The following is a 22,077-nucleotide window of genomic DNA, read 5'->3' as shown; positions in this document are numbered from 1 at the left end:
CTCGGCTATTGGTTGCGTGCGGCGGCGGCGCCGGCGGCGTCGCGCGCATCGCGGTCGCGCTGGCGGATCAGGCCCGCATAGTTGGCGGAGAGGTTCGCCTGGTCGAGCGCCGCCATGTAGCTCTGGCGCATCTGCGCGCGCTGACGCAGCACTTCATCGCGCAGGTCGCGCAACTGCTCGATCCCTTTGACGAGAATCCGCGTCTGGCAAATATTGGCGCTGTTCCCGTCCGCGGCACCCGCCGCGCTGGCGCCCCGCTCGGCATTGCTCACGGCGAAGTCGATGGAGCGCGTGAGATCGTTGAGCATCTGATAGGCGAGGGTCAGCGCCACCAGCTCATCGGTGTCGCCAATGACCGAGTCCACTACTCCCTGCCGAACGCCCCATTCCAGCATGCGATAAACTGGCAGCGTCCGGACATTGGCGACGAACTGCCGCTCCTCGGGCGTGAGCGCCGCGCGCGTGCGGATCTTGGTGGCGATCGACTGCATCCGTTCGCGCGCAAGGACCAGCGCACCTCGGCCAGGACCATCCTGCGAGCAATCGGCGGCGGTTGGTGGCACGTTCAATGTTCGCTTCTGCACACGCCCGGTCAGGAAATCCTGCGCACTTTCGGTGTCTTGCGCCGGACATTGGGGAATAGCCGTGAACAGCGGAACCTTGTCCGCGGGGTCCCAGCGCATATAGACGTCGCCGACCCTGGCGCGCATCACGCTCGCCCAGTCGCCCGCGCCGACGCGAGTGGCGGCATGGCTGAGGAGCGAGCCGGTGCGGAAGATCTCGGTCACCTCGGCCGGGCAGTTGGTCAGGGAATCGCGCAGGTCCTCGGTCGGATTGTTGTTGTTCGCCTCGATCCGCTCGCGGCTCTGCTGGTAGCTCTTCGAGAAGCCTTGTTTGACCGAGCGATAGCCGGTCATCTCCTCGATGATGCCGGACATATTGTCGTCGCCCTTGGCGATCTGGACCATGCGGTTGGCGAGCCGGCAATCATTGACCTGGATCGAATTGAGGAAGTTGGTCGCCGCCTCCATCTTCGAGATGATGAGACGGTGTATTCTGCCCAGTCGAAGACCTATGACCGCGCTTATGTGCTCGCGCCGGTGAACTCCGGGCTGGTGACCGGCCAAAACTATTACACCGCGATCACGCGCGCGCGTTACGGCGTGAAGCTGTGGACAGAGGATCGAGAACGCCTCGTCGACAAGCTTGAACGCCACTCCGGCGAGAAGACCTCTGCACTCGAAGGCCTTGGCCGTCTCGATCGCGACAGTCACAAGGCTCGCGAGGAGCGCCACGCAGAACGCTGGGACCGACTGCGGGATGTGCAGCGCGCCGATCGCGAGGAGCGCAAGGATCGGATGCGCGCGGAGCGAGAGGCTCGCGAGCGCCCGGAATCAGATGGCCTTGCCCACCTGCTTGCTGGCCGAGCGCAATCTGCGGCCGAGGCCGTAGATCGGTGGCTTACGAACATCCTGACCCGGAGTGTCGAGGAGGGCCAGCACGCCCCGACGGCGCCCTCACGTGTTGATCCGGCCCCCGCACAAGAGCACGACCATGGGGCTGGCCATGATCACTAGGGCCGCTTTTGCACCCAGGTTCGCGCCGATCTTCATCAGGGCGGTCTTGGCTGCCCTGATGTTCGCATTCCCTGTCCATTCCCTGGAAGCCCGAACGACCCGTCGAAACACGATCGATGAGCAGATCGTCGCGACGTGCATCGCCCGGTCAGCCGCCGGCCGCAATTGGCTTGCCAAGACGCTCTGGGGATTGCGTGATCAGGAAGGCGGCTGGATTGGCGCGGAAGTCGCCAACAGTGACGGCAGCCACGATCTCGGGCCGCTGCAGGTCAACAGCTGGTGGGTGCCCCGGTTGGCCGCCGTCACCGGGCGGCCGGAGCGCCACATCCGCCATTGGCTGAAACAGGATGCCTGCTTCAACGTCGAGGCTGCACGCTGGATATTCCTCTCCGGCTTGGCCGCCACGCGTGACTATTGGAAGGCGATCGGCGTCTATCATAGTCCCACGGAATGGCGGCAACAACGCTACACCTCGAGCGTCCTCGTTCATCTACGGCGACGGTTCGGGGCCAGCCTCTTTGCTCGACCCTCGAAGGGGCCATCGCCAGTTTCCGTGACTACGCCATGAGGCGTCGTCGTCGGCCCAAGGTTCTGGGAGCCAGTTCACCACCCCCGCCGCCCGTAGTGGCAGAAGTTGTCGCCTCACCTCCAGCGTTCGATTCCGAGCACGATCCAGAGCCCGTCGAACCGCCACCACTATCCTTGGTGACTGTGGCCTCCGGGATGCATGACACACCGCCTGGCTTTGGAAGGCGACGGGTTTCCAGGCGCGCGATGTTCTCGGCCGCCCTAGTCGCTGATGCCAGAGCGTATTTCGAACAGCACCTCGATCGTCCTGTCAGCGACGATGAAGCGAGAAACTTTCTGGGGGATTTCGCGGATTTTTTCACCGCCTTTGACAGTCGCAAATAGGATCGGGGGGGAACCGCCAACTGCAACGAAAATCAAACAACCCCAAGTAATGCACATATCGAACTTTTCGGATGACTTTCAAAAACGGGAGTATGGATGGTATATTGGGGTAAGGAGGAGCAATTGAGATGACGAGACCCCGCGCAAAGATCGTACAGGCGAAAGCAAAGCGTATCATTCACGAGCGCAATAAGGCCGTCATGTACGCACGAGTATCGACCAGCGAGCAGGAGAAGGAAGGATTTTCTATCCCGGCACAGCAGAAGTTGATGCGAGAGTATGCGGTTCAGAACGGCATAACGATTGCCTCTGAACATGTTGACGTGGAGACTGCGAAGCGCGCCGGTCGTACCGGATTCGAGGAAATGCTTCGCTACATCAGATCCCATCCAAGCGTCAGAACGATTCTGGTCGAGAAGACCGACAGGCTCTACCGCAACCTCAAGGATTGGGTGACCGTCGATGGATTGGATATCGAGATACATTTCGTGAAGGAGAATGTCGTTCTCTCTCGGGATTCGAGATCGTCGGAGAAGTTCATGCATGGCATCAAGGTTTTGATGGCCAAGAACTACATCGACAATCTCTCTGAGGAGACCCGCAAGGGAATGCTCGAAAAGGCAGAGCAGGGGATTTGGCCGACCTTCGCTCCCCTCGGCTATGTGAATGTGATGGGCCCGCTCGGCAAGAAGGTCATCACAATCGATCCGGATATCGGTCCGTTGGTGACCCGCGTGTTCGAATGGTTCGAGAGCGGCCAATATTCGCTCAAGGAAGTGACCCAATTGGCCGTCAGGGCTGGCCTCCGGTACCGCAAGAGCGGAAAACCGGTGGGCGTGAGCACGATCAACACAATGCTACGCAGCCGGATTTACACGGGCTCGTTCGAATGGTTGGGCAAACTCTATAAGGGTTCTCATACTCCGCTGACGACCTTCGCCACCTGGTCCAACGTGCAGGAGATCCTGGATGGCCGGAGCATCTCCAACGTCCACGGCAATCGGCTTCAATTTGCTTACACCGGACTGATCACCTGCGGTCACTGCGGTTGCGCGGTCACGGCTGAGATTAAGAAGGGCCGATACATCTACTACCACTGCTCCAGGTTCAAGGGGCGCTGCCCAGAACGATACATACGGGAGGAGGCGCTCGACGAGCAGTTCGCAGCTGTCCTCAGACGGCTTCGGTTGGATGATGAGTCATTCCGGCTCATTGAGCGAGCCATCCGTGAGAGTCATGCAGACGAGCGGCGCGACCGCGACGAATCGGTTGAGCGATTGCGGGCTGAGGCCGATCGCCTTCAACACCGATTGGACACTCTTTACCTCGACAAGATCGATGGGCGGGTCACGGTCGAATTCCACGACCGGGTTTCAGCGTCCTGGCGTGAAGAGCGGGATCGGACGATGCGAGATATGGAGAGCTTGCATGCCGCCGAGGACGACCTGATTGATGATGGTCTGGCGCTGCTGGATTTCGCGAGGACCGCCCACAACCAGTTTGCGGATCAGCCCTTGGCGACCAAGCGACGGGCTCTGAATTTGATATTATCGAACTCGTCATTCGCGGGTGGAGGACTGACCGTCACGTTCCGCGAACCGTTTGGAATTCTTGAAAAAATCGGCGGAACTGGCGGTTCCGGCCCAGCACCGAAAGGGGGCAAAAAACCCCCATTTTTAGAACTGGCTCCCCGAGTAGGATTCGAACCTACGGCCATTCGATTAACAGTCGAATGCTCTACCGCTGAGCTATCGGGGAGCAGCCCGACTTCCGCCGGGCAGGCCGCGCCTATAGCAGCGGCTTTTAAGAATTGGCAAGCGCTAATCTGATGATTTTTTTGGCTCCCCGTGAGGCCGGGCTTTGGTCCCGTTAAAGCCCCCGTTCAGGCGATGAATTGTTCGGCCGCAATGCGGTCGTCCAGCGTATGTTCGGGGTCGAACAACAAGGTCAGCGGGGTCGCGCGGTCGATCTTGATTTCCACCTGCGCGACGTCGCGGACTTCGCGCTGGTCTGCCACGGCGCTGACCGGGCGCTTGACCGGATCAAGCACGGTGAAGCGGATGACGGTGTTTTCCGGCAGGATGGCACCGCGCCAGCGACGCGGGCGGAACGGGCTAATCGGGGTCAGCGCGACCAGCGCTGATCCCAGAGGCAGGATGGGACCATGGGCCGACAGATTATAGGCGGTCGACCCCGCAGGCGTTGCCACCAGCACGCCGTCACAGACCAGTTCGGGCAGGACGACACGGCCATTGACCTGTACCTCCAGCTTGGCGGTCTGGCGGGTTTCGCGCAGCAGCGACACTTCGTTGATCGCGGGTATGGAAAAACGTTCACCATCGACCGTATCGACGATCATCCGTAGCGGATTGACCTTGAACATCTTGGCCGCTTCCAGCCGCTGTTCCAGCCGCTCCAGCCGCCATTCGTTCATCAGGAAGCCGACCGTGCCCAGGTTCATGCCGAACACCGGGACGATCCGCCGCGCTTCCAGCATCGAATGGAGCGTCTGGAGCATATAGCCATCGCCGCCCAGCGCGATGATCATCTCGGCCTGATCGACCGGCACGAAATCATAAGTGGCGCGCAGCCGTTCCTCGGCAGCTTTGGCTGCCTGCGTAGGGGACACGACCAGCGCACGCCGTGTTTCGCCGCTCATCCGCCGGTGACGCTCATATGACGCCGGGTTGCAGGTGCGGTTTCACCGGCACCGATGCGAAAGTCATGACGCGCGGGCTTGAGCCGCAGGGCGCGGTCGATCAGCGGCTCTACGGCGGGCAGCCCGCCTTCGCGTAGCGCGGTCTTGAAATCGACATGATCCTCATGGCCCAGGCACATGAATATCTTGCCCTCGCACGTCATGCGAATGCGGTTGCAATCTGCGCAGAAATTGTTGGTCAGCGGGGTGATAAGGCCAAGCCGCGCCGTCATCCCCGCAACGCTGTGATAGCGGGCCGGGCCGCCGGTGCGGTCGGGCAGGGGGGTAAGCGCGTGGTGCGCGCGGATATCGTCCGCCACTTGCGTCAAGGGCAGATAATGGTCCGTCCGGTCCTCGCCCGTCTCGCCCAATGGCATCGTCTCGATCAGCGTCAGGTCCAGCCCTTCCGCATCGCACCAGCGCAGCATGGGCAGGATTTCATCGTCATTGACGCCCTTGAGCGCGACCATATTGATCTTGATCGCCAGCCCGGCTGCTTGCGCCGCTTTCAGCCCCGTGAACACCGCCATAATATCGCCGCCACGAGTGACATGGGCAAAGCGCGCCGGGTCCAGACTGTCGAGGCTGACATTGATCCGGCGCACGCCCGCATCGGCGAGCATGTCGGCATGATCGGTCAGGCGGGTGCCGTTGGTGGTCAGCGTCAGTTCGTCCAGCCCATCGCCCAGATGCCGCCCGATCCGGCGCACCAGATCGCCAATGTCACGCCGCACCAGCGGTTCGCCGCCGGTCAGTCGGATCTTGTTGATGCCGCGTGCAATGAACAGATCGGCCAGCAGCGCGATCTCCTCCAGCGTCAGCACCTGATTTTTGGGCAGGAACTGCATCTTTTCCGCCATGCAATAGCGGCAGCGCAGGTCGCAGCGGTCGGTGACGGATATGCGCAAATAGCTGATCCGGCGGCCAAGGCCGTCGGTCATCTGCGTGCGCGAGGAGTCCATGATGGCCATGGGGACTTAGCTAGGCGATGGACCTGCCCCGCGCAAGCACCCCGGTTGCGGGAGACGCAAGACGTCGGTAACCCGTTGCTGCTAAGGCGACACCATGCGCGCGCCCAGGGGACCATATCAGTGATCGCGGATCAGGCCGCAGACGGACAGCGCAGCCTCTTCATCCTGTCGCCCGGCGACCGGGACGGGCTGTGCCATGCCGCGCAGGCGGCCGGATGGCGGGCGATCGGCGCAAGGCGGGCGCGCGAGGCGCCGCAACGCTATCTGCGCAGCGAGGCGCAGGTCGCGCTGGTGGATATGCGCTTAGGTGGTGGGGAAGCGAAGCTGCTGGCGCCGCTGGTGCCGGCGATGGAGGCAGGCGGTGGCGCGCTGATCGTGCTGGTCGATCAGGCGGACGAAGCCATCATTCCCGACTTGCTGGACGCCGGGGCAACCCATTTCCTGACGGCACCCTATAGCGAAGCGTCGCTGCGTGCCGTACTGGCGTCGGCGCAGCGGCTGGTTGAGCGATTGGGCGGGGGGGCATCGCACAGCCAACGCGCCCAGCGCATCCGGCGCGGTGACGCGCTCTATTGGGAATTGGGGCGGACCGATTCGGTGCTGCGGCTGAGCGAAAGTCTCGCCCGGCATCTCGATCTGCCCAGCGCGCGGATTCATCCCGCAGCGATGATCCGCCGCCTGCCACGGGCGGAACGGCGCGCGGTGCTGACTGCACTACGGGCGATGATGCGGGCGGGGCGCCCCGCCGCGCTGGCGCATGATCTGCCTGACCGGCCCGGCAACCGGCTGGTCCATCACCTCCGGGTCGAGGATGGCGTGGTTGCCGCTGATGTCGAGTGGCTGTCCGATGCACAGGAGCGCGACCTGGCGAGCCGCGACTATCTGACCGGGCTGCGATCGCGGCAGGCGGCGCTCGACTGGCTCGACCGGCGCACCGGGCTGGCGACCACCGCTATCCTGCTGTCGATCAGCCAGTTTGAGCGGATGAACGCGGCCTATGGCCAGGTGGTGGGTGATGCGCTGCTGGGGCGGATCGCCCGGCGGATCGAGCGGATGGTCGATGATGTTGCGCCCGGCGCGATGGTTGCGCGGATCACCGGCACCGAATTTCTGGTCGGCCTGACCGGCGAAGTCGCAGGCAGCGACCGCGCAACCTTTTTGGCGCGGCAGTTGATAGCGGCCATCGGTCGCCCGTTCAGCGCGGGCGATCATCTCATTCGCCTGATCGCCCGCTGCGGCATTGCGCAGGCGCGGTCCGAAGATGATGCGACCCATTTGCTGCGTCGTGCTGGCACTGCGCTGGCGGATGCGCGGCAGGCGGGCGGGGAGGGTATCCGCATCCTGTCGGCGGATCGTCACAGCCGCCAGGTCGATCCCGACCAGCTGGAAACCGACCTGCGGCTGGCGCTGGACCGGGGCGAGATCGGCATCGTGTTCCAGCCGCAATATCCGGTGGATTCGGAGGTTATAAGCGGCGTCGAGGCGCTGGCTCGCTGGAACCACCCGCAATATGGCCCGCTGGGCGCGGGCATATTGTTCGCGACCGCCGAACGATCCGACTATATGCTGCCGCTTTCGGCGCATATCCAGGTGGAGGCGTTGCGGCAGGCAGCGGCATGGCCGCGCGCGCTGTCGGCGCTGCGCCTGTCGATCAATGTGACGGCCGCCGACATAGCGCAGCCGGGCTTCATGAGCGGGCTGCTGGCTATCGTGGACCGCAGCGGTTTCCCCCGGTCGCGGTTAACCGTCGAGATCACCGAAAGCGGGCTGATCGAGGATGTGGACGCCGCCGCTGCGTTGCTTACCGCGCTCCGGTCGGAGGGGCTGGCGGTGGCGATCGACGACTTCGGCACCGGCTATTCCAGCCTCGCCTATCTCAAGAGCCTGCCACTCGACTATCTCAAGATCGATAGCGGACTGGCGCAGGATATTGCCGGGACGGCGCGCGACCGGATCGTCGTGCGCGGCGTTATCCACATGGCCAAGTCACTGGGGCTGAAGGTCGTGGCGGAAGGCGTGGAGACGCAGCAGCAGCTCGATCTTCTGTCGCGCGAAGGCTGCGATTATTATCAGGGCTTCCTGCGATCGGCAGGGGTTTCGTCCGCCGAATTGGTCGCGCTGGTGCTGGCGGGCTGAAATGCAATGCCCTTGGTTTGCCTGACATCCGTTCGTGCTGAGTAGAGACTGAGCTTGTCGAAGGCTCGTATCGAAGCATTATGCGCAGCGCCTGGTCCTTCGATATGCCTTTTGACCTACGGTCGTCTGCGACTCCGACTTCGCTCAATGGCTACTCAGGACGAACGGGTATTTACATTCTACAGGCGCAGTAGCGGCCACAACACCATGCCCAGCCCGACCAGGCTGACAAGAAAGATCAGCGTGCGGATTTTGGGGATGCCAAGGGCATAGACGGGCAGATAGAGGATGCGCGCGCCCAGCCAGATATGGGCGCCGAGCATGGTCATCTCGCTTGACCGGCCAGCCACCACCACGCCGATCAGCGCGACGATGGCGATGGGCAGGGTTTCCTGAAAATTGGCCTGCGCGCGGGCCAGACGGCCGGCAACCGGGTTGAGCGGCGGCAAAGCCTCATCGCGCGCGCCCATGTTCCAGTCGGTGCCATATTGCTTTGTCTTGACATGGGCTGCGGCGAAAATGTGGATGAGCAGCAGTATCATGGCCCAGGCCAGCACGAACAGTTCGACAGCCATGATCATTCTCTCCACCCCGTTGATGCGTCAATCTATGCCATCGCCGGGCGGCCTACAAGGCGTCAGGCCGCTGCCTTGGCCAGTCCCTTCGACAATTGCAGGGCGCCGTTCAGGCGGGCGGCGGAGTCGGCCCAGTTGCGGTTGACCACCACCTTGCTGTCGGGCCGCAGTCGCGCGACGCCATCGAGCCGCTGGATATAGGCGACGAGACCTGCCGGATGGGGGAAGCGATCCTCGAAGAAGCTGACCAGTGCGCCCTTTTGCCCGACGTCGATCTTGGCGATGTTGGCCTTCACGCAATTCTGTTTGATCTCGATGATCTTGAGCAGGTTTTGCGTCGGCGCGGGCAGCTTACCGAACCGGTCGATCAGTTCTGCGGCGAAGGATTCCAGACCCTGCCGGTCCTCCAGCTCATTGATGCGCCGATACAGGCCCATGCGCAGGTCGAGGTCCGGGACATAATCGTCGGGGATCATGATCGGCGCATCGACGCTGATCTGGGGCGAGAAACTGTCGCTGCGTGGTTCCAGGCCAGCCCCACCCGCCTTCGCGTCCAGTATCGCCTCTTCCAGCATCGACTGATAGAGTTCAAAGCCCACTTCGCGGATATGGCCCGACTGTTCGTCGCCCACCAGGTTGCCCGCGCCGCGAATGTCGAGATCATGACTGGCAAGCTGGAAGCCCGCGCCCAGCGTGTCGAGGTCGGACAGCACCTTCAGGCGCTTCTCTGCTGTCTCGGTGATGATGCGGTTGGCGGGGGTGGTCATATAGGCATAGGCGCGGGTCTTGGATCGGCCCACGCGACCACGCAACTGATAGAGTTGCGCCAGGCCGAATCGGTCGGCGCGATGGATGATCAGCGTGTTGGCGCTGGGAATATCCAGCCCGCTTTCGACGATGGTGGTGGAGAGCAGCACGTCGTAGCGCTTGTCGTAAAAGGCCGACATGCGTTCCTCGACCTCGGTGGCGCTCATCTGGCCGTGGGCGACGATCGCCTTGATTTCAGGGACTTCGTTGCGAAGATATTCCTCAATCTCGGTCAGGTCGGCGATGCGGGGGACGACGAAGAAGCTCTGCCCACCGCGATAATGTTCGCGCAACAAGGCTTCGCGGATCACCACCCCGTCCCACGGCATGATATAGGTCCGCACCGCCAGACGATCGACCGGCGGAGTCTGGATCACCGACAGTTCGCGCAGACCCGACATGGCCATTTGCAGCGTGCGCGGAATGGGTGTCGCGGTCAGTGTCAGGACGTGGACATCGGTTTTGAGCGCCTTCAATCGTTCCTTGTGGGTCACGCCGAACCGCTGTTCCTCATCGACGATGACAAGGCCGAGGCGCTTGAATTCGATGCCCTTGGTCAGCAGTGCATGGGTGCCGATGACGATATCCACCGTGCCGTCGGCCAGACCCGCCTTGACCGCCTTCGCCTCCTTGTCAGGAACGAGGCGGGAGAGGCGGCCGATATTGACCGGGAAACCGCGGAAGCGCTCCTCAAACTGCATATGATGCTGGCGCGCGAGTAGCGTGGTGGGGCAGATCAGCACGACCTGCATCCCCGCCATCGCCGCGACGAAAGCGGCGCGCAGCGCCACCTCGGTCTTGCCGAAACCGACGTCGCCGCAGACGAGGCGATCCATCGGCTTGCCCGCGCCCAGATCCTCGATCACGTCCATGATGGCGCGCTCCTGATCCTCGGTCTCCTGATAAGGGAAGCGATCGACAAAGGCGGGATAGCCTGCGCTGTCGGGTTCAGCGACGGTGGCGGCGCGCAGCGCGCGTTCGGCGGCGGTTTTGAGCAATTCACCCGCAATCTCGCGGATGCGCTCCTTCATCTTGGCCTTGCGCCGCTGCCACGCTTCGCCGCCCAATTTGTCGAGGCTCACCCCGTCGCTGTCGGAGCCATAGCGGGAAAGGACTTCGAGATTTTCGACTGGCACGAACAATTTGTCGCCGCCCGCATAACTCAGGGCGACGCAATCATGCGCCGTCTTGCTGACCGGGATCTGGGTCAGCCCTTCATAGCGGCCAATGCCATGATCCATATGGACCACCAGATCACCGGGGGAGAGAGTGGCGAGTTCCGCCAGGAAAGCGTCGGCACTTTTCTTGCGCTTGGCCCGGCGGACCAGCCGGTCGCCCAGCATATCCTGTTCGGTCAGCACCGCGACATCGGGCGCGGTAAAGCCATGGTCGAGCGACAGGACGGTCAGCACCACGCTGCCGCTGGCGGCCAGACCCAGCGCTTCCTGCCAGCTATCCGCCGCCGCCATCCGCTTGACGCCATGGTCGGCGAGCAGGCCAGACAATCGCTCGCGTGCGCCAGCGGAGTAGCTGGCGATCACGACCTTTTTCTTTGACCGGCTTAGCGTGCCGATATGCTTGCCGACGGCTTCATAGACATTGGCGTTCTGCGCGCGTTCGGGTGCGAAATCGCGCGGGCCATCGACGGCGAAATCCAGCACGGTTGCGCTGTCCGGCTCGTGGAATGGCGTGGCAACGTGCATCGGCCAGCGCGCGACGATGGCGTCCCATTCGGCGGCATCGAGATAGAGGAGGTCGGGCTTGAGCGGACGATAGGCGCCGGGGTCCGACGATTTCGCCTGTACCCGGTTGGCGTGATAATCACGGATCGCCTCGAACCGGGAATCTGCTGCGCCGACGACGCCATGGTCGCGGATGATGACGGCATCCTCGCCCAGATGGTCGGACAGGGGAACCAGCTTTTCCTCGAACAGGGGCAGCCAATGTTCCATGCCCGACAGCCGCCGCCCGTCGCTGACGGCCTGATAGAGCGGATCGCCGGTTGCGGTCGCGCCGAACATCTCGCGATAGCGGCCGCGAAAGCGCTTGATCGTGTCCTCGTCCAGCAGCGCTTCGGATGCAGGGAGCAGGGTGAAGCCATCGACGCTGCCGGTGGTGCGCTGGTCGCTTGGGTCGAAGCGGCGGACCGTCTCAATCTCGTCCCCGAAAAAGTCGAGGCGGAGCGGTTGCTCCTCGCCGCCGGGAAACAGATCGACAATGCCGCCGCGAATCGCGAACTCGCCCCGATCATGGACGGTATCGGTGCGGACATAGCCGTTGCCCTGGAGCATTTCGGCAAGGCGCGTGATGGCGATCCGCTCCTTGGGCGCGAGTTTCGCCACCAGTTGCCGGACGCGAAATGGGGTGAGCGTCCGCTGGGTCAGGGCGTTGAGCGTGGTCAGGACCAGTTGCGGGCCGTTCGGCTTCGCCTGCAAGGCGTGCAGCCCGGCAAGCCGTGCCGATGCGGTACGCAGCGACGGGCTGGCCCGGTCATAGGGCAGGCAGTCCCAGGCGGGGATTTCGATGATCTCGATCTCCGGCGCGAAATAATGCGCCGTTTCCGCGACCGCGCGCATCAATTGCTCGTCCGACGCGACAAACACGGCGCGGCTTGGTGCCGCACGCGCAACATCCGCCAGCAGCCAGGGCTGGAAGCCGGCGGGGACGCCCGAAAGGGTCAGCGGTGCTTTGGCGCGGAGGATTTTCTGGAGATCGGTCATGTCTGTATCGCTATCCAATATTCCTCCCCTTGCAGGGGAGGTGGCAGGGCGCAGCCCTGACGGAGGGGTGTTGCCCTATCGTGAGGGTGACACCCCTCCACCACCAGCTACGCTGGCTGAATGGAGTCACGTGCCTCCATTCCACCCCCTCCCCTTGCAGGGGAGGATTTTCTAATTCTCGATCTTTACGAAATCCAACTTCAGGAACTTGTCCATCATCGGCCCCTTCCATTCGTCCGGCACGGGAATGGTGCCCAGCGCCCAACCGATGATGTCGGCATCCTGTTCATCCATGAAGCGCTCAAACCAGGCGATCTCTTCGGCGTTCCATTCCTGGTGATAGCGCTCGAAAAAGCCGCCCACCGCATAATCGGATTCGCGCGTGCCCCGGTGCCAGGCGCGGAATTTCAGGCGGCGCATCTGGGGATCATCGTTCACAATTTGTTCCTTTTGCGGACACGCGGAAAAAGCCGATCGGATGTTTGTGCCATCGTCCCGGCTGGGGTAGATGCTGGCCAGATAGACATGCGACCCGATATTCTCAATCCGCTCTTTGCCGAAATCTCTGTCCTTAAGGGCATTGGACCGGCGTTGGCCCGCCCGCTGGAGCGGCTGGGGCTGGCGCGCGCGGTCGATGTGGCGTTCCATCTGCCGGTCAGTTGGGTCGATCGCGTCCTGACCGACGAGCTGGATATGGCGGATGCGGGCCGGGTGATCGGCATTGTCCTGACCCCGGTGGACTATCGCGCCAGCGGCAGTGCGCGCGCGCCGTTCCGTGTCCATGCGACCGACAGGCATGGCAATTATGTCTCGCTCACCTATTTCGGCAGGAACAGCGCCTGGCCGCGCAAGCTGCTGCCGCTGGGCGAACCCAAATTCGTGTCGGGCAAGCTGGAGGCCTATGGCGACAATCTCCAGATCGTCCACCCCGACCATGTGCTGCCGCCCGACGAAGCCGCTACAATTCCTGCGCGCGAGCCGGTTTATGGCCTGTCCGAAGGACTGACCAACAACCGGATGCGCGACTTTGTGGGGCAGGCGCTGGCCCGTGCGCCGGACCTGCCCGAATGGATCGAACCAAGCCTGCTCGTGCGCAAGGACTGGCCGGGCTGGCGTGAGGCGCTGGCGCGTGTCCATGCCGATCCGTCCGACGCGGTCGCGCGTGAGCGACTAGCCTATGACGAGATTTTCGCCGGGCAACTGGCACTGATGCTGGTGCGGCAATCGTCGCGGCGGCGGCGGGGCGTGCCGATCCAAGGCGACGGGCGGTTGCGGGCAATGCTCAAGCTGCCCTTCGCGCCGACCGGAGCGCAGCGTCGCGCTTTTGGCGAAATTGAGGGCGATATGGCGCAGGGCACGCCGATGCTGCGGCTGCTCCAGGGCGATGTCGGTTCGGGCAAGACACTGGTGGCATTGATGGCGTTGTTGAACGCCGTCGAGGCCGGGATGCAGGGCGCGATGCTCGCCCCGACGGAGATATTGGCGCGGCAACATTATGAGACGCTGCGCAAAATGGCGTCGGGCCTGCCGGTGGAGATCGCCATCCTGACCGGGCGCGACAAGGGCAAGATACGCGAGGCCACATTGATGGGGCTGGCCGATGGCAGCATCGACATCCTCGTTGGCACCCATGCGATCTTTCAGGAAGCGGTGCAGTATAAGCATCTGGGCCTCGCCGTGATCGACGAACAGCATCGCTTCGGCGTCGCCCAGCGGATGATGCTGGCCAACAAGGCGGAGCGCGCGCCGCACCTGCTGGTGATGACGGCAACGCCGATTCCCCGGACACTGACCCTGACCTATTATGGTGAAATGGAGGTGTCCAAACTGGACGAGATGCCGCCCGGTCGCCAGCCGATCCAGACGGTGGTGATGGCCGCGACCCGGCTCGACGAAGTGGTCGATGCGCTGGCCCGCCATGTCGAGGGTGGGGGCCAAGCCTATTGGGTCTGCCCGCTGGTCGAGGAGAGCGAGACGAGCGATCAGGCGGCGGCAGAGGCGCGGGCCGAATCCCTGAAGCTGCGCTTTGGCGATCGGGTGGGTCTGGTCCATGGCCGGATGAAGGGGCCGGACAAAGATGCTGCGATGGAGGCCTTCGCCGCCAACCGGACACAGATATTGGTCGCCACTACCGTGATCGAGGTTGGCGTCGATGTGCCCAATAGCAGCCTGATCATCATCGAGGGCGCGGATCGCTTCGGCCTGGCGCAATTGCACCAGTTGCGCGGGCGGGTGGGGCGTGGCGACAAGCCGTCGGTCTGCCTGCTGCTGCGCGGCAATGCGCTTGGTGAAACATCGCGGGCACGGCTGGCGCTGATGCGGGAAACGAACGACGGCTTCCGCATTGCCGAGGAGGATCTGAAGCTGCGTGGTGCGGGCGAAGTGCTGGGGACGCGCCAGTCGGGCGAGCAGCAGTTGAAGCTCGCGACGCCTGAGCATCTGGCGTCCTTGCTGGACGCGGCGCGGGATGACGCGCATCTGCTGATCGACCGCGATGGCGGCCTCGACAGCCCGCGCGGACAGGCGGCGCGAACCTGCCTCTATCTGTTCGAGCGGGATGCTGCGGTGGGGTTGCTACGGGGCGGGTAGAGGCAGCCATGCTACGACAGCGAAACAAAGCAGGTATCGTCGCGTTGTCGGGGCATGATTCGACTGCAGCTATTTTCCGATGCCCCGACGGCGCTCCTGTCCATTGTTCTGTCTGTGACACTCGCTTTCGCCGCGCACTGGGTCATCTATGCCATCATGGTGCGCGTCGTTAGGACGCGGATGCAGCCGGTGCTGTTGCCAGCGATTTTCCAACCAACCCGCTGGCTGGTCGTGCTGCTGGCGCTGAGTGCGGGGGTTCAGTCGCTGGACCTGGGCCAAAAGGCGCAAGTCCTTTGGTCTATCGGGTCGCGGATGGCCTTTGCCATGCTGGCAGGCTGGCTGCTGTTCGGTATTTTGCGTGCCGTGCGCCAGATCGTCGAGCAGCAGGCGGATATCAACGCCGAGGATAATCTCAAGGCGCGCAAGCGTCACACCCGCGTCCGCATACTCTATCGGATCGTGCAGAGCATCGTGGCGGTGTTTGTCATCGCGATGATGTTGATGGCGATACCGGGGGTGCGCACCATCGGCGTTACGCTGGCGGCGTCGGCGGGCCTAGTTGGGCTGGCGGTTGGTGCAGCGGCGCAGCCGGCGCTTAAAAATCTGATTGCGGGCATCCAGATGGCCTTTTCCGAGCCGATCCGGCTGGACGATGTTGTCATTGTGGAAGGCGAATGGGGACGGGTCGAGGATATTACGCTTACCTATGTCGTCATCCGCATCTGGGACGACAGGCGCATGATCGTGCCCGTGTCCTATTTTCTGGAAAAGCCGTTCCAGAACTGGACGACTCGCACGTCTGACCTGCTTGGCACAGTGTTTCTTTATGTCGATCCGACCGCCGACATTGAACGCATCCGTACGGCATTCGTGGCGGCGGTACAGGGCAATAGCCGGTGGGATGGACGGGTCGCGATATTACAAGTTACTGATCACCGTGCCGATGCTCTGGAATTGCGAGGCTTGCTGAGTGCGCGCAACGCCGGGATGGCGTTTGACCTGCGATGCGAGGTGCGCGAATCGATGCTGTCTTTCCTCCGTGGCGAAATGCCAGAAGCGCTCGTCCGTACCCGCCAGTCGATAGAGACGGGACAGGCTTTTACCAGGCCGTCTGCCTTGGGGGAATGAGCGCCATCAGCGCGTTGTAGGTGCGCGGGGCGATGGGTTGCAGGAACTCGATGCCCAGTCGCCCATCCTCGACCCAGCGGACTTCGGCGGGATGGTCCTTCAGGATCGGCAGCCAGATCGTCAGTCGTTCGCCCATCAGCAATTCGCCATCGCTGCGGCACATGGCACCGAGCGCGGAAATGTTGATGATCCGCACGCCATGGGTGCGGCCGCGCGCCGTGACATGGCTCACCATGTCGACCAGGTCACGGGTAGCCCGGCGCTGATCCACCGCCGGATCGCGGGACCGCATGACATGATTGAGGTTGGCGAACAGCGATGACATGGGTGCAGCCTAGGGCGGCGAAGATGGACGCTTCATTAGGAGAAAAGGTTAATGTTCCTCTAACATTCTTTCTGCCTCAGGCGACCACTATCCCATGCTTTTTCGCGCCGAAACTCACCTTGTCGCCCGGTTTCAGCGTCAGGGCCGGATCGTTCACCACGTTTCCGTTCACGCGGATCGCATTTTCCGACAATTTTCGCCGCGCTTCCTTGTTTGACGTGGCAAAGCCGAGCGCGACATTGGCCTGCACCACCGTCAGCCCCTCCGCGCCGATGCTGACGGTCGGCAGGTTGGCGTCGGACTCGCCTTCCTCGAATGTCTTGCGGGCCGTTTCAGCAGACGCGGCAGCGGCTTCCGCGCCATGGGCCATGGCGGTGGCGGCGTCGGCCAGGATCTTCTTGGCCTCGTTGATCTCCGCGCCCTGCAAGGCTTCGAGCCGGGCGATCTCGTCCAGCGGCAGGTCAGTGAACAGCCGCATGAAACGGCCGACATCGGCATCCTGGGTATTGCGCCAGAATTGCCAATAGTCATAGGGCGGCAGCGCGTCGGCGTTCAGCCAGACCGCGCCGTTCATTGTCTTGCCCATCTTGCCGCCATCCGCCGTGGTGATCAGCGGGCTGGTGAGACCATAGACCTGCGTTCCATCGACCCGGCGCGACAGTTCGATGCCGTTGACGATATTGCCCCACTGGTCCGATCCGCCCATCTGCAACCGGCAGGCCGAACGGCGTGACAGTTCCAGAAAGTCATAGGCTTGCAGGATCATGTAGTTGAATTCGAGGAAGCTGAGCGACTGTTCACGCTCCAGCCGCATTTTGACGCTGTCGAAGCTGAGCATCCGATTGACCGAGAAATGCTGGCCGATGTCGCGCAGGAACGGTATATATTCCAGTCTATCCAGCCAGTCGGCATTGTCGACCATCACCGCGTCGGTCGGGCCGTCACCAAAGGTCAGGAATTTCTCGAACACCCGCTTGATGCTGGCGACGTTGGACCTGATCAGATCGTCGGTCAGCAGCTTGCGCGCTTCATCCTTGAAGCTGGGGTCGCCGATCTTGCCGGTGCCGCCGCCCATCAGGACGATGGGCTTGTGCCCTGCCTGCTGCATCCGCCGCAGCATCATGATCTGTACCAGGCTGCCGACATGGAGCGAGGGCGCGGTCGGATCGAACCCGATATAGCCGGGCACGATCTCCTTCTGCGCCAGCGCGTCGAGACCTGCCGCATTGGTGACGTCATGGATATAGCCGCGCGTGTCGAGCAGGCGCAGGAGGTCGGACTGATAGTTGCTCATGGCGCGCGCCTGTAGCATTGGGAGGGCGGCTGTAAAAGAGGCGGAGAGTCGTAAATGCTGGCAATCGGCCTGATGTCGGGGACATCGCGCGACGGGATCGACGCGGCGCTGATCGAGACCGACGGGGATGGGCTGGTGAAGCCGGTCGCTTTTCATGCGCAACCCTATCATGACGGCTTCCGGGTGCGGCTGACCGAAGCCTGCGCCCGTGCCATGGCGATGGACGCGCGGGGGTTCGAGCCGCTGATCGCGTCGGTCGAGGCGGAACTGACCGAACTGCATGTGGAGGCGGTGGCCAACCTGCTTGGCCGCAGCGGCCATATGGCGGAGGATGTCGGCGTCATCGGCTTTCATGGCCATACCGTGGCGCACCGGCCTGACCGCCGCTGGACCTGGCAGATTGGCGATGGCGCGGCGCTGGCCGGGGCGTTCGGCATATCCGTGGTTGGTGACCTGCGCAGCGCGGATGTGGCGGCGGGCGGGCAGGGCGCGCCGCTGATGCCGGTCTATCATCGTGCGCTGGCCGCCGGGCTGGAAAAGCCGGTGGCGATCCTCAATCTGGGCGGGGTCGCCAATATCACCGCAATCGGATCAGACGGGGCGCTGACCGCATTCGACACCGGCATGGCGAGCGGGCTGATCGACAACTGGATGCAGGCGCATGGGGATGCGGCCTATGACGCGGGTGGGGCTTGCGCCGCGAAAGGGCGCGTGGATGAGGCACGGCTGGCAGCCATGCTGGCCGACCCCTGGTTTGCCGTGCCACCGCCCAAGAGCATCGATCGGGAGGCGTTTACGATCGACGCGGTGCAGGGGCTGAGCGTTGAAGATGGCGCGGCGACGCTGACCGCCTTTTCAGCGGCAGCCGTAGCGCGGGGGATCGCGCATCTGGCCGAGCGGCCGGTCTGCCTGCATGTCGCGGGCGGTGGGCGGCATAATGGGACGCTGATGGCGATGCTGGCGGCGCGGTGCGGGGTTGAGGTTCGGGCTGTGGATGCGCTGGGTTGGGACGGCGACGCGCTGGAGGCGCAGGGTTTTGCCTATATGGCGGTGCGGCATCTGGAGGGGCTGCCGATCAGCTTTCCGGGGACCACGGGCGCGCCGGAGCCGATGGCGGGCGGTGTGCTGTTCCGGCCTTAACTTCGCATATTTCCCGGCAATCGTGACATTTTGTTGCGTGGGCGTGATCCTATCGCAAAGTGCGTTGCGCATCATAGCAGGCGGGTTTGCTGTAGGACAGGCCGCCGGATCGGCGACACAAGGGACACCAGAACGAAGCTGATGATCATCAGCAGATACCATGCCGCCATTTTCATGGGCGACACCATGCGCCATCCTCCTGCCTGATCGGGATAGTTCCAGGCATTGGCAAAGGTGGCGATATTCTCAGCAAACCAGATGAAGAGCGCAACGAGGAACCAGCCCAGCAACAGTGGCATCGACCGGTGATGATGGAGCGGCCTGAACCAGATGCGGCAGCGCCCGAACAACAGCCCGGTAACGCCGAACAGCAGCGGGCGAACGTCGGGCAGCCAGTGATGGGCGAAGAAATTGACATAGATGGCGGCGGCAAGGACGAAACTGGTCCAGCGCGGCGGATAGGCGCTGAAACGGAAATCGAAAATGCGCCAGACACGCGCGATATAGCTGCCGACGGCGGCATACATGAAGCCGGAAAAGAGGGGGACGGCACCGATATGCAGCAGGCTGGCTTCGGGATAGACCCAGGACCCCGCTGCCGTCTTGAACAATTCCATCACCGTGCCGACGATATGGAATATCCCGATCACCGCGACTTCGCGCCATGTTTCCAGCCGAAAGGCGATCATGCCGATCTGGATCGCCAGCGCACACAGGGTCAGAAAGTCGTACCGATGCAGCGGCGCTGACGCCGGATAGAAAAAATGCGTGCCCAGCAAAAGCGCGAGGATCAAGGCACCGAACTGACAGGCCCATCCCTGTTTGAAGCCGAACATCAGAAATTCAAAAACAGGACCGCGCCAGCCCGGCGCAATGGCCGCCTGCTCCAGTGTCAGCCGGATACGGGCAAAGCGGGTCTGGTCGCTCGGCACAGGCTTCACGCCATCGCCTCATGCTGGCCAAAGCCGTCCGGGCTTTCGGGCGGCCTTTGTCTGATCCAGCGGCTGGCGATCAGTTTCAAACCTGCCTGCACCGGCAGCCCGGCATGTTCGCTCATCGGGTCAGGGCGGCCGTCGGGCAGGGTATTGGCGAAAAGCAGCCCGTCGCCCTTGCGACCGCGATGGGTGAGGGGCAGGCGGGTGAAGTGGGTTTCGCCTCCCTGATAATCATCGTTGAGATAGACCAGCAGGGTCAGGCTGCGCTGGTTGGTGAGGCCCGGCACGGCGTCCAGATGGGGGCGATATTGCTGGCCGGGGCGGTAGCGCAGCACTTGGAGCGTCTCGCCCTGTTCTACGGTGGTGCCGCTGACGGCGGCCAGTCGGCGGTTGATCGCGTGGATGGCGGGCCATTCGGACACGATGGGAAATCCTGCCGCGTCGGAATCGCGGATTGGATCGGCGACGAAGCGTTTTTGCCCTTCGTGAAAGATGAGCGCCGGGCGCAGCCGCCGGTCGGACAGGGCGGCGAGCAGGTCACATTCCGGCGCGGTGAGCAGGCCGGGCAAAGCGAGGATCATCAGGCTGTCGGACAGTGGCTTGACCGTCGGCAGAGCGATAGGATCGCCTTTGGTGTCGATCGCCATCGCGGCGATCAAGGCCCGCTGCTGCGCGGCTACCGGATCGCGGCTCGCCCAGTCATCCAGCATCGCCAGCGCCCCGGCCCAGTCGCGCTTGCCGCCTGTGCCGGCGGCGAGAAAGCCCGCAAGGATTCGCGCTGCACCGATCGTGTTCGCAGCGGCCAGATCAGCGCGGGCGGCGATCAGGTCGCGCGGCACAAGCCGCCCCTCGACCCGCCAGAGCGCCCGCATCGCCAGCGCATCGCCATCGCCGCGTGCGCAAGCCGCCTCGACCAGCGCCTGCGCCGACGCACTGTCGCCGCGCTGGAGAAGCGCCAGCGCCTCCGCCGCGACGCCCGCCATCAGCGCTTCCGCGTCAACTCCCGCATGGCCGCGTCGATGCCCTCTATCGTCAGCGGATACATGCGGTCGTTCATCGCCTCGCGGATCAGGCGGGTCGACTGGCTATAGCCCCAATGCGCCTCTGGCGTCGGGTTGAGCCACACGGTCGCGGGATAGGTATGGGCGACCCGTTGCAGCCACACGCCGCCCGCTTCCTCATTCATATGTTCAACCGATCCACCCGGATGGCTGATCTCATAAGGACTCATCGCCGCGTCGCCGACGAAGATCACCTTATAGTCATGGCCATATTTGTGGAGGATGTCCCAGGTCGGGGTGCGCTCGGCAAAGCGGCGGCGATTATCCTTCCACACGCCTTCATAGAGGCAGTTATGGAAGTAGAAAAATTCCATATTCTTGAATTCGCTGGTGGCGGCGGAGAAAAGCTCCTCGCACAGCTTGACGAACGGGTCCATCGATCCGCCGACGTCCAGAAACAGCAGCAGCTTGACCGCATTATGCCGTTCCGGGCGCATGCGGATGTCGAGCCAGCCCTGCCGCGCGGTGCCACGGATGGTTTCGTCCAGGTCCAGTTCCTCCGCCGATCCTTCGCGCGCGAAACGGCGCAAACGGCGTAGCGCGACCTTGATATTGCGGGTGCCCAGTTCCTTGCTGTTGTCGAGATTGGCGAAGTCGCGCTTCTCCCACACTTTGATGGCGCGCTTATGCTTGCTTTCCCCCCCGATGCGCACGCCTTCGGGATTATAGCCGCCATGGCCGAAGGGGGATGTGCCGCCAGTGCCGATCCATTTATTGCCGCCCTGATGCCGCGCCTGCTGTTCCTCCAGCCGTTTCTTGAGCGTTTCCATGATTTCGTCCCAGTCGCCCAGCGACTTGATCTTCTCCATCTCTTCGGGACTGAGATATTTCTCGGCGACCAGCCGTAGCCATTCCTCCGGTATCTCCGCCTTTACGCCAGAACTGCCCAGCATGCCCTTGAACACCTGCCCGAACACCTGATCAAAACGGTCGAGCAGCCCTTCATCCTTCACATAGGTGGCGCGGGCGAGATAATAAAAATCCTCCGGCCGCCGTTCGATGACGTCGCGGTCCAGCGCTTCCAGCAACAGCAGATGCTCCTTGATGCTGGCGGGGATGCCAGCGGCCCGGAGCGCATCGAGAAAATTGAGCAGCATGGCTGCCCTTGTCGGGCAGCGCGGCGCGTGATGCAAGCGGCTGGGGCGATGGCTTGTCGGAATATTAAGTGTTGCAGTGCATGGTTAATACGTCACTATCCATTGATCCGAA

At 63.1% G+C, this 22,077-nt stretch carries 16 protein-coding genes, 1 tRNA gene and 2 pseudogenes; 6 read left to right on the top strand and 13 right to left on the bottom strand.

Annotation, left to right across the window (positions count from 1 at the left end; genetic code table 11):
- Positions 1-5 precede the first annotated feature (5 nt).
- A pseudogene (locus EBBID32_RS15280) lies at positions 6-1,043 on the bottom strand (conjugal transfer protein TraH); the annotation flags it as partial.
- A 592-nt stretch (positions 1,044-1,635) separates the two neighbouring features.
- On the opposite strand from EBBID32_RS15280, the gene EBBID32_RS15270 reads away from it, so the two are divergent.
- Complete coding sequence (locus EBBID32_RS15270) at positions 1,636-2,145, top strand: lytic transglycosylase domain-containing protein (RefSeq protein ID WP_006959997.1); 510 nt, start codon at positions 1,636-1,638, stop codon at positions 2,143-2,145.
- Between the two features lie 472 nt (positions 2,146-2,617).
- Positions 2,618-3,655: pseudogene (locus tag EBBID32_RS23690) on the top strand (recombinase family protein); the annotation flags it as partial.
- 33 nt (positions 3,656-3,688) lie between these two features.
- Here EBBID32_RS23690 and EBBID32_RS24615 read toward each other — a convergent pair.
- The 4 genes from EBBID32_RS24615 to moaA form a co-directional block, all read right to left on the bottom strand.
- Positions 3,689-3,853: a hypothetical protein gene (locus tag EBBID32_RS24615; RefSeq protein WP_196805674.1), complete on the bottom strand. Its 165-nt coding sequence runs from the start codon at positions 3,851-3,853 to the stop codon at positions 3,689-3,691.
- Positions 3,854-4,172: 319 nt separating this feature from the next.
- Positions 4,173-4,247 (bottom strand) — tRNA-Asn (locus EBBID32_RS15265).
- Between the two features lie 124 nt (positions 4,248-4,371).
- Complete coding sequence (locus EBBID32_RS15260) at positions 4,372-5,148, bottom strand: NAD kinase (protein ID WP_006959993.1); 777 nt, start codon at positions 5,146-5,148, stop codon at positions 4,372-4,374.
- Positions 5,145-6,158 carry a GTP 3',8-cyclase MoaA gene (gene moaA / locus EBBID32_RS15255; protein ID WP_006959992.1) on the bottom strand — a complete coding sequence of 338 codons (1,014 nt, stop codon included), beginning with the start codon at positions 6,156-6,158 and terminating at the stop codon, positions 5,145-5,147. Before moaA ends, EBBID32_RS15260 begins: the two co-directional genes overlap by 4 nt.
- Before the next feature lie 120 nt (positions 6,159-6,278).
- Between moaA and EBBID32_RS15250 the strand changes: the two genes are divergently transcribed.
- Positions 6,279-8,294 carry a putative bifunctional diguanylate cyclase/phosphodiesterase gene (locus tag EBBID32_RS15250; RefSeq protein ID WP_006959991.1) on the top strand — a complete coding sequence of 672 codons (2,016 nt, stop codon included), beginning with the start codon at positions 6,279-6,281 and terminating at the stop codon, positions 8,292-8,294.
- A 179-nt stretch (positions 8,295-8,473) separates the two neighbouring features.
- Here the strand turns inward: EBBID32_RS15250 and EBBID32_RS15245 are convergent, their stop codons facing one another.
- The 3 genes from EBBID32_RS15245 to EBBID32_RS15235 all read right to left on the bottom strand — a co-directional run bounded on the left by EBBID32_RS15245 (position 8,474) and on the right by EBBID32_RS15235 (position 12,834).
- Positions 8,474-8,869 carry an MAPEG family protein gene (locus EBBID32_RS15245; protein WP_037491062.1) on the bottom strand — a complete coding sequence of 132 codons (396 nt, stop codon included), beginning with the start codon at positions 8,867-8,869 and terminating at the stop codon, positions 8,474-8,476.
- A gap of 62 nt (positions 8,870-8,931) precedes the next feature.
- Positions 8,932-12,396, bottom strand: a complete 3,465-nt coding sequence (mfd, locus tag EBBID32_RS15240) for a transcription-repair coupling factor (protein ID WP_037491035.1) — start codon at positions 12,394-12,396, stop codon at positions 8,932-8,934.
- Positions 12,397-12,567: 171 nt separating this feature from the next.
- The gene (locus EBBID32_RS15235) at positions 12,568-12,834 is read right to left on the bottom strand and encodes an FAD assembly factor SdhE (protein ID WP_019053692.1); all 267 of its coding nucleotides are present in this window, start codon (positions 12,832-12,834) and stop codon (positions 12,568-12,570) included.
- 87 nt (positions 12,835-12,921) lie between these two features.
- Between EBBID32_RS15235 and recG the strand changes: the two genes are divergently transcribed.
- Positions 12,922-14,985, top strand: coding sequence for an ATP-dependent DNA helicase RecG (gene recG, locus EBBID32_RS15230; RefSeq protein ID WP_037491032.1), 2,064 nt, complete (start codon positions 12,922-12,924; stop codon positions 14,983-14,985).
- Positions 14,986-15,039: 54 nt separating this feature from the next.
- Positions 15,040-16,113, top strand: a complete 1,074-nt coding sequence (locus tag EBBID32_RS15225) for a mechanosensitive ion channel family protein (RefSeq protein WP_037491030.1) — start codon at positions 15,040-15,042, stop codon at positions 16,111-16,113.
- Here the strand turns inward: EBBID32_RS15225 and EBBID32_RS15220 are convergent.
- Together EBBID32_RS15220 and tyrS are read right to left on the bottom strand one after the other, a co-directional pair.
- Entirely contained in the window at positions 16,085-16,438 is a 354-nt protein-coding gene (locus EBBID32_RS15220; protein WP_006959984.1) for a PilZ domain-containing protein, read from the bottom strand. The two genes, EBBID32_RS15225 and EBBID32_RS15220, sit on opposite strands and share 29 nt — an antisense overlap.
- A gap of 76 nt (positions 16,439-16,514) precedes the next feature.
- Positions 16,515-17,732 (bottom strand): tyrosine--tRNA ligase, encoded by a 1,218-nt coding sequence (gene tyrS / locus EBBID32_RS15215; RefSeq protein ID WP_006959983.1) that lies wholly within the window; start codon positions 17,730-17,732, stop codon positions 16,515-16,517.
- 54 nt (positions 17,733-17,786) lie between these two features.
- Between tyrS and EBBID32_RS15210 the strand changes: the two genes are divergently transcribed.
- On the top strand, positions 17,787-18,872 hold the full coding sequence (locus EBBID32_RS15210) for an anhydro-N-acetylmuramic acid kinase (RefSeq protein WP_006959981.1): 1,086 nt from the start codon (positions 17,787-17,789) through the stop codon (positions 18,870-18,872).
- Positions 18,873-18,943: 71 nt separating this feature from the next.
- On the opposite strand, the gene EBBID32_RS15205 is transcribed toward EBBID32_RS15210, so the two are convergent.
- The 3 genes from EBBID32_RS15205 to EBBID32_RS15195 are packed head-to-tail and all read right to left on the bottom strand — an operon-like array spanning position 18,944 to position 21,965.
- The gene (locus EBBID32_RS15205; protein WP_006959979.1) at positions 18,944-19,813 is read right to left on the bottom strand and encodes a DUF817 domain-containing protein; all 870 of its coding nucleotides are present in this window, start codon (positions 19,811-19,813) and stop codon (positions 18,944-18,946) included.
- Positions 19,810-20,790, bottom strand: a complete 981-nt coding sequence (locus tag EBBID32_RS15200) for a 2OG-Fe(II) oxygenase (protein ID WP_006959978.1) — start codon at positions 20,788-20,790, stop codon at positions 19,810-19,812. The genes EBBID32_RS15205 and EBBID32_RS15200 overlap by 4 nt, the downstream gene beginning before the upstream one ends.
- The gene (locus EBBID32_RS15195) at positions 20,790-21,965 is read right to left on the bottom strand and encodes a vWA domain-containing protein (protein WP_006959976.1); all 1,176 of its coding nucleotides are present in this window, start codon (positions 21,963-21,965) and stop codon (positions 20,790-20,792) included. Before EBBID32_RS15195 ends, EBBID32_RS15200 begins: the two co-directional genes overlap by 1 nt.
- Positions 21,966-22,077: the final 112 nt, after the last annotated feature.

Origin of the sequence: Sphingobium indicum BiD32 (assembly GCF_000382885.1) — a bacterium.
Lineage (GTDB): Bacteria > Pseudomonadota > Alphaproteobacteria > Sphingomonadales > Sphingomonadaceae > Sphingobium > Sphingobium japonicum_C.
Note: the sequence above shows the minus strand (reverse complement) of the source record. Positions and strands in the feature narration are given on the sequence as shown.

Coding starts and splice junctions, on each gene's coding strand:
- EBBID32_RS15270 (WP_006959997.1), top strand. CDS start 1,636: ATGTTCGCATTCCCTGTCCATTCCCTGGAAGCCCGAACGACCCGTCGA.
- EBBID32_RS15260 (WP_006959993.1), bottom strand. CDS start 5,148: ATGAGCGGCGAAACACGGCGTGCGCTGGTCGTGTCCCCTACGCAGGCA.
- moaA (WP_006959992.1), bottom strand. CDS start 6,158: ATGGCCATCATGGACTCCTCGCGCACGCAGATGACCGACGGCCTTGGC.
- EBBID32_RS15245 (WP_037491062.1), bottom strand. CDS start 8,869: ATGGCTGTCGAACTGTTCGTGCTGGCCTGGGCCATGATACTGCTGCTC.
- mfd (WP_037491035.1), bottom strand. CDS start 12,396: ATGACCGATCTCCAGAAAATCCTCCGCGCCAAAGCACCGCTGACCCTT.
- recG (WP_037491032.1), top strand. CDS start 12,922: ATGCGACCCGATATTCTCAATCCGCTCTTTGCCGAAATCTCTGTCCTT.
- EBBID32_RS15225 (WP_037491030.1), top strand. CDS start 15,040: ATGATTCGACTGCAGCTATTTTCCGATGCCCCGACGGCGCTCCTGTCC.
- EBBID32_RS15220 (WP_006959984.1), bottom strand. CDS start 16,438: ATGTCATCGCTGTTCGCCAACCTCAATCATGTCATGCGGTCCCGCGAT.
- tyrS (WP_006959983.1), bottom strand. CDS start 17,732: ATGAGCAACTATCAGTCCGACCTCCTGCGCCTGCTCGACACGCGCGGC.
- EBBID32_RS15210 (WP_006959981.1), top strand. CDS start 17,787: ATGCTGGCAATCGGCCTGATGTCGGGGACATCGCGCGACGGGATCGAC.
- EBBID32_RS15200 (WP_006959978.1), bottom strand. CDS start 20,790: ATGGCGGGCGTCGCGGCGGAGGCGCTGGCGCTTCTCCAGCGCGGCGAC.
- EBBID32_RS15195 (WP_006959976.1), bottom strand. CDS start 21,965: ATGCTGCTCAATTTTCTCGATGCGCTCCGGGCCGCTGGCATCCCCGCC.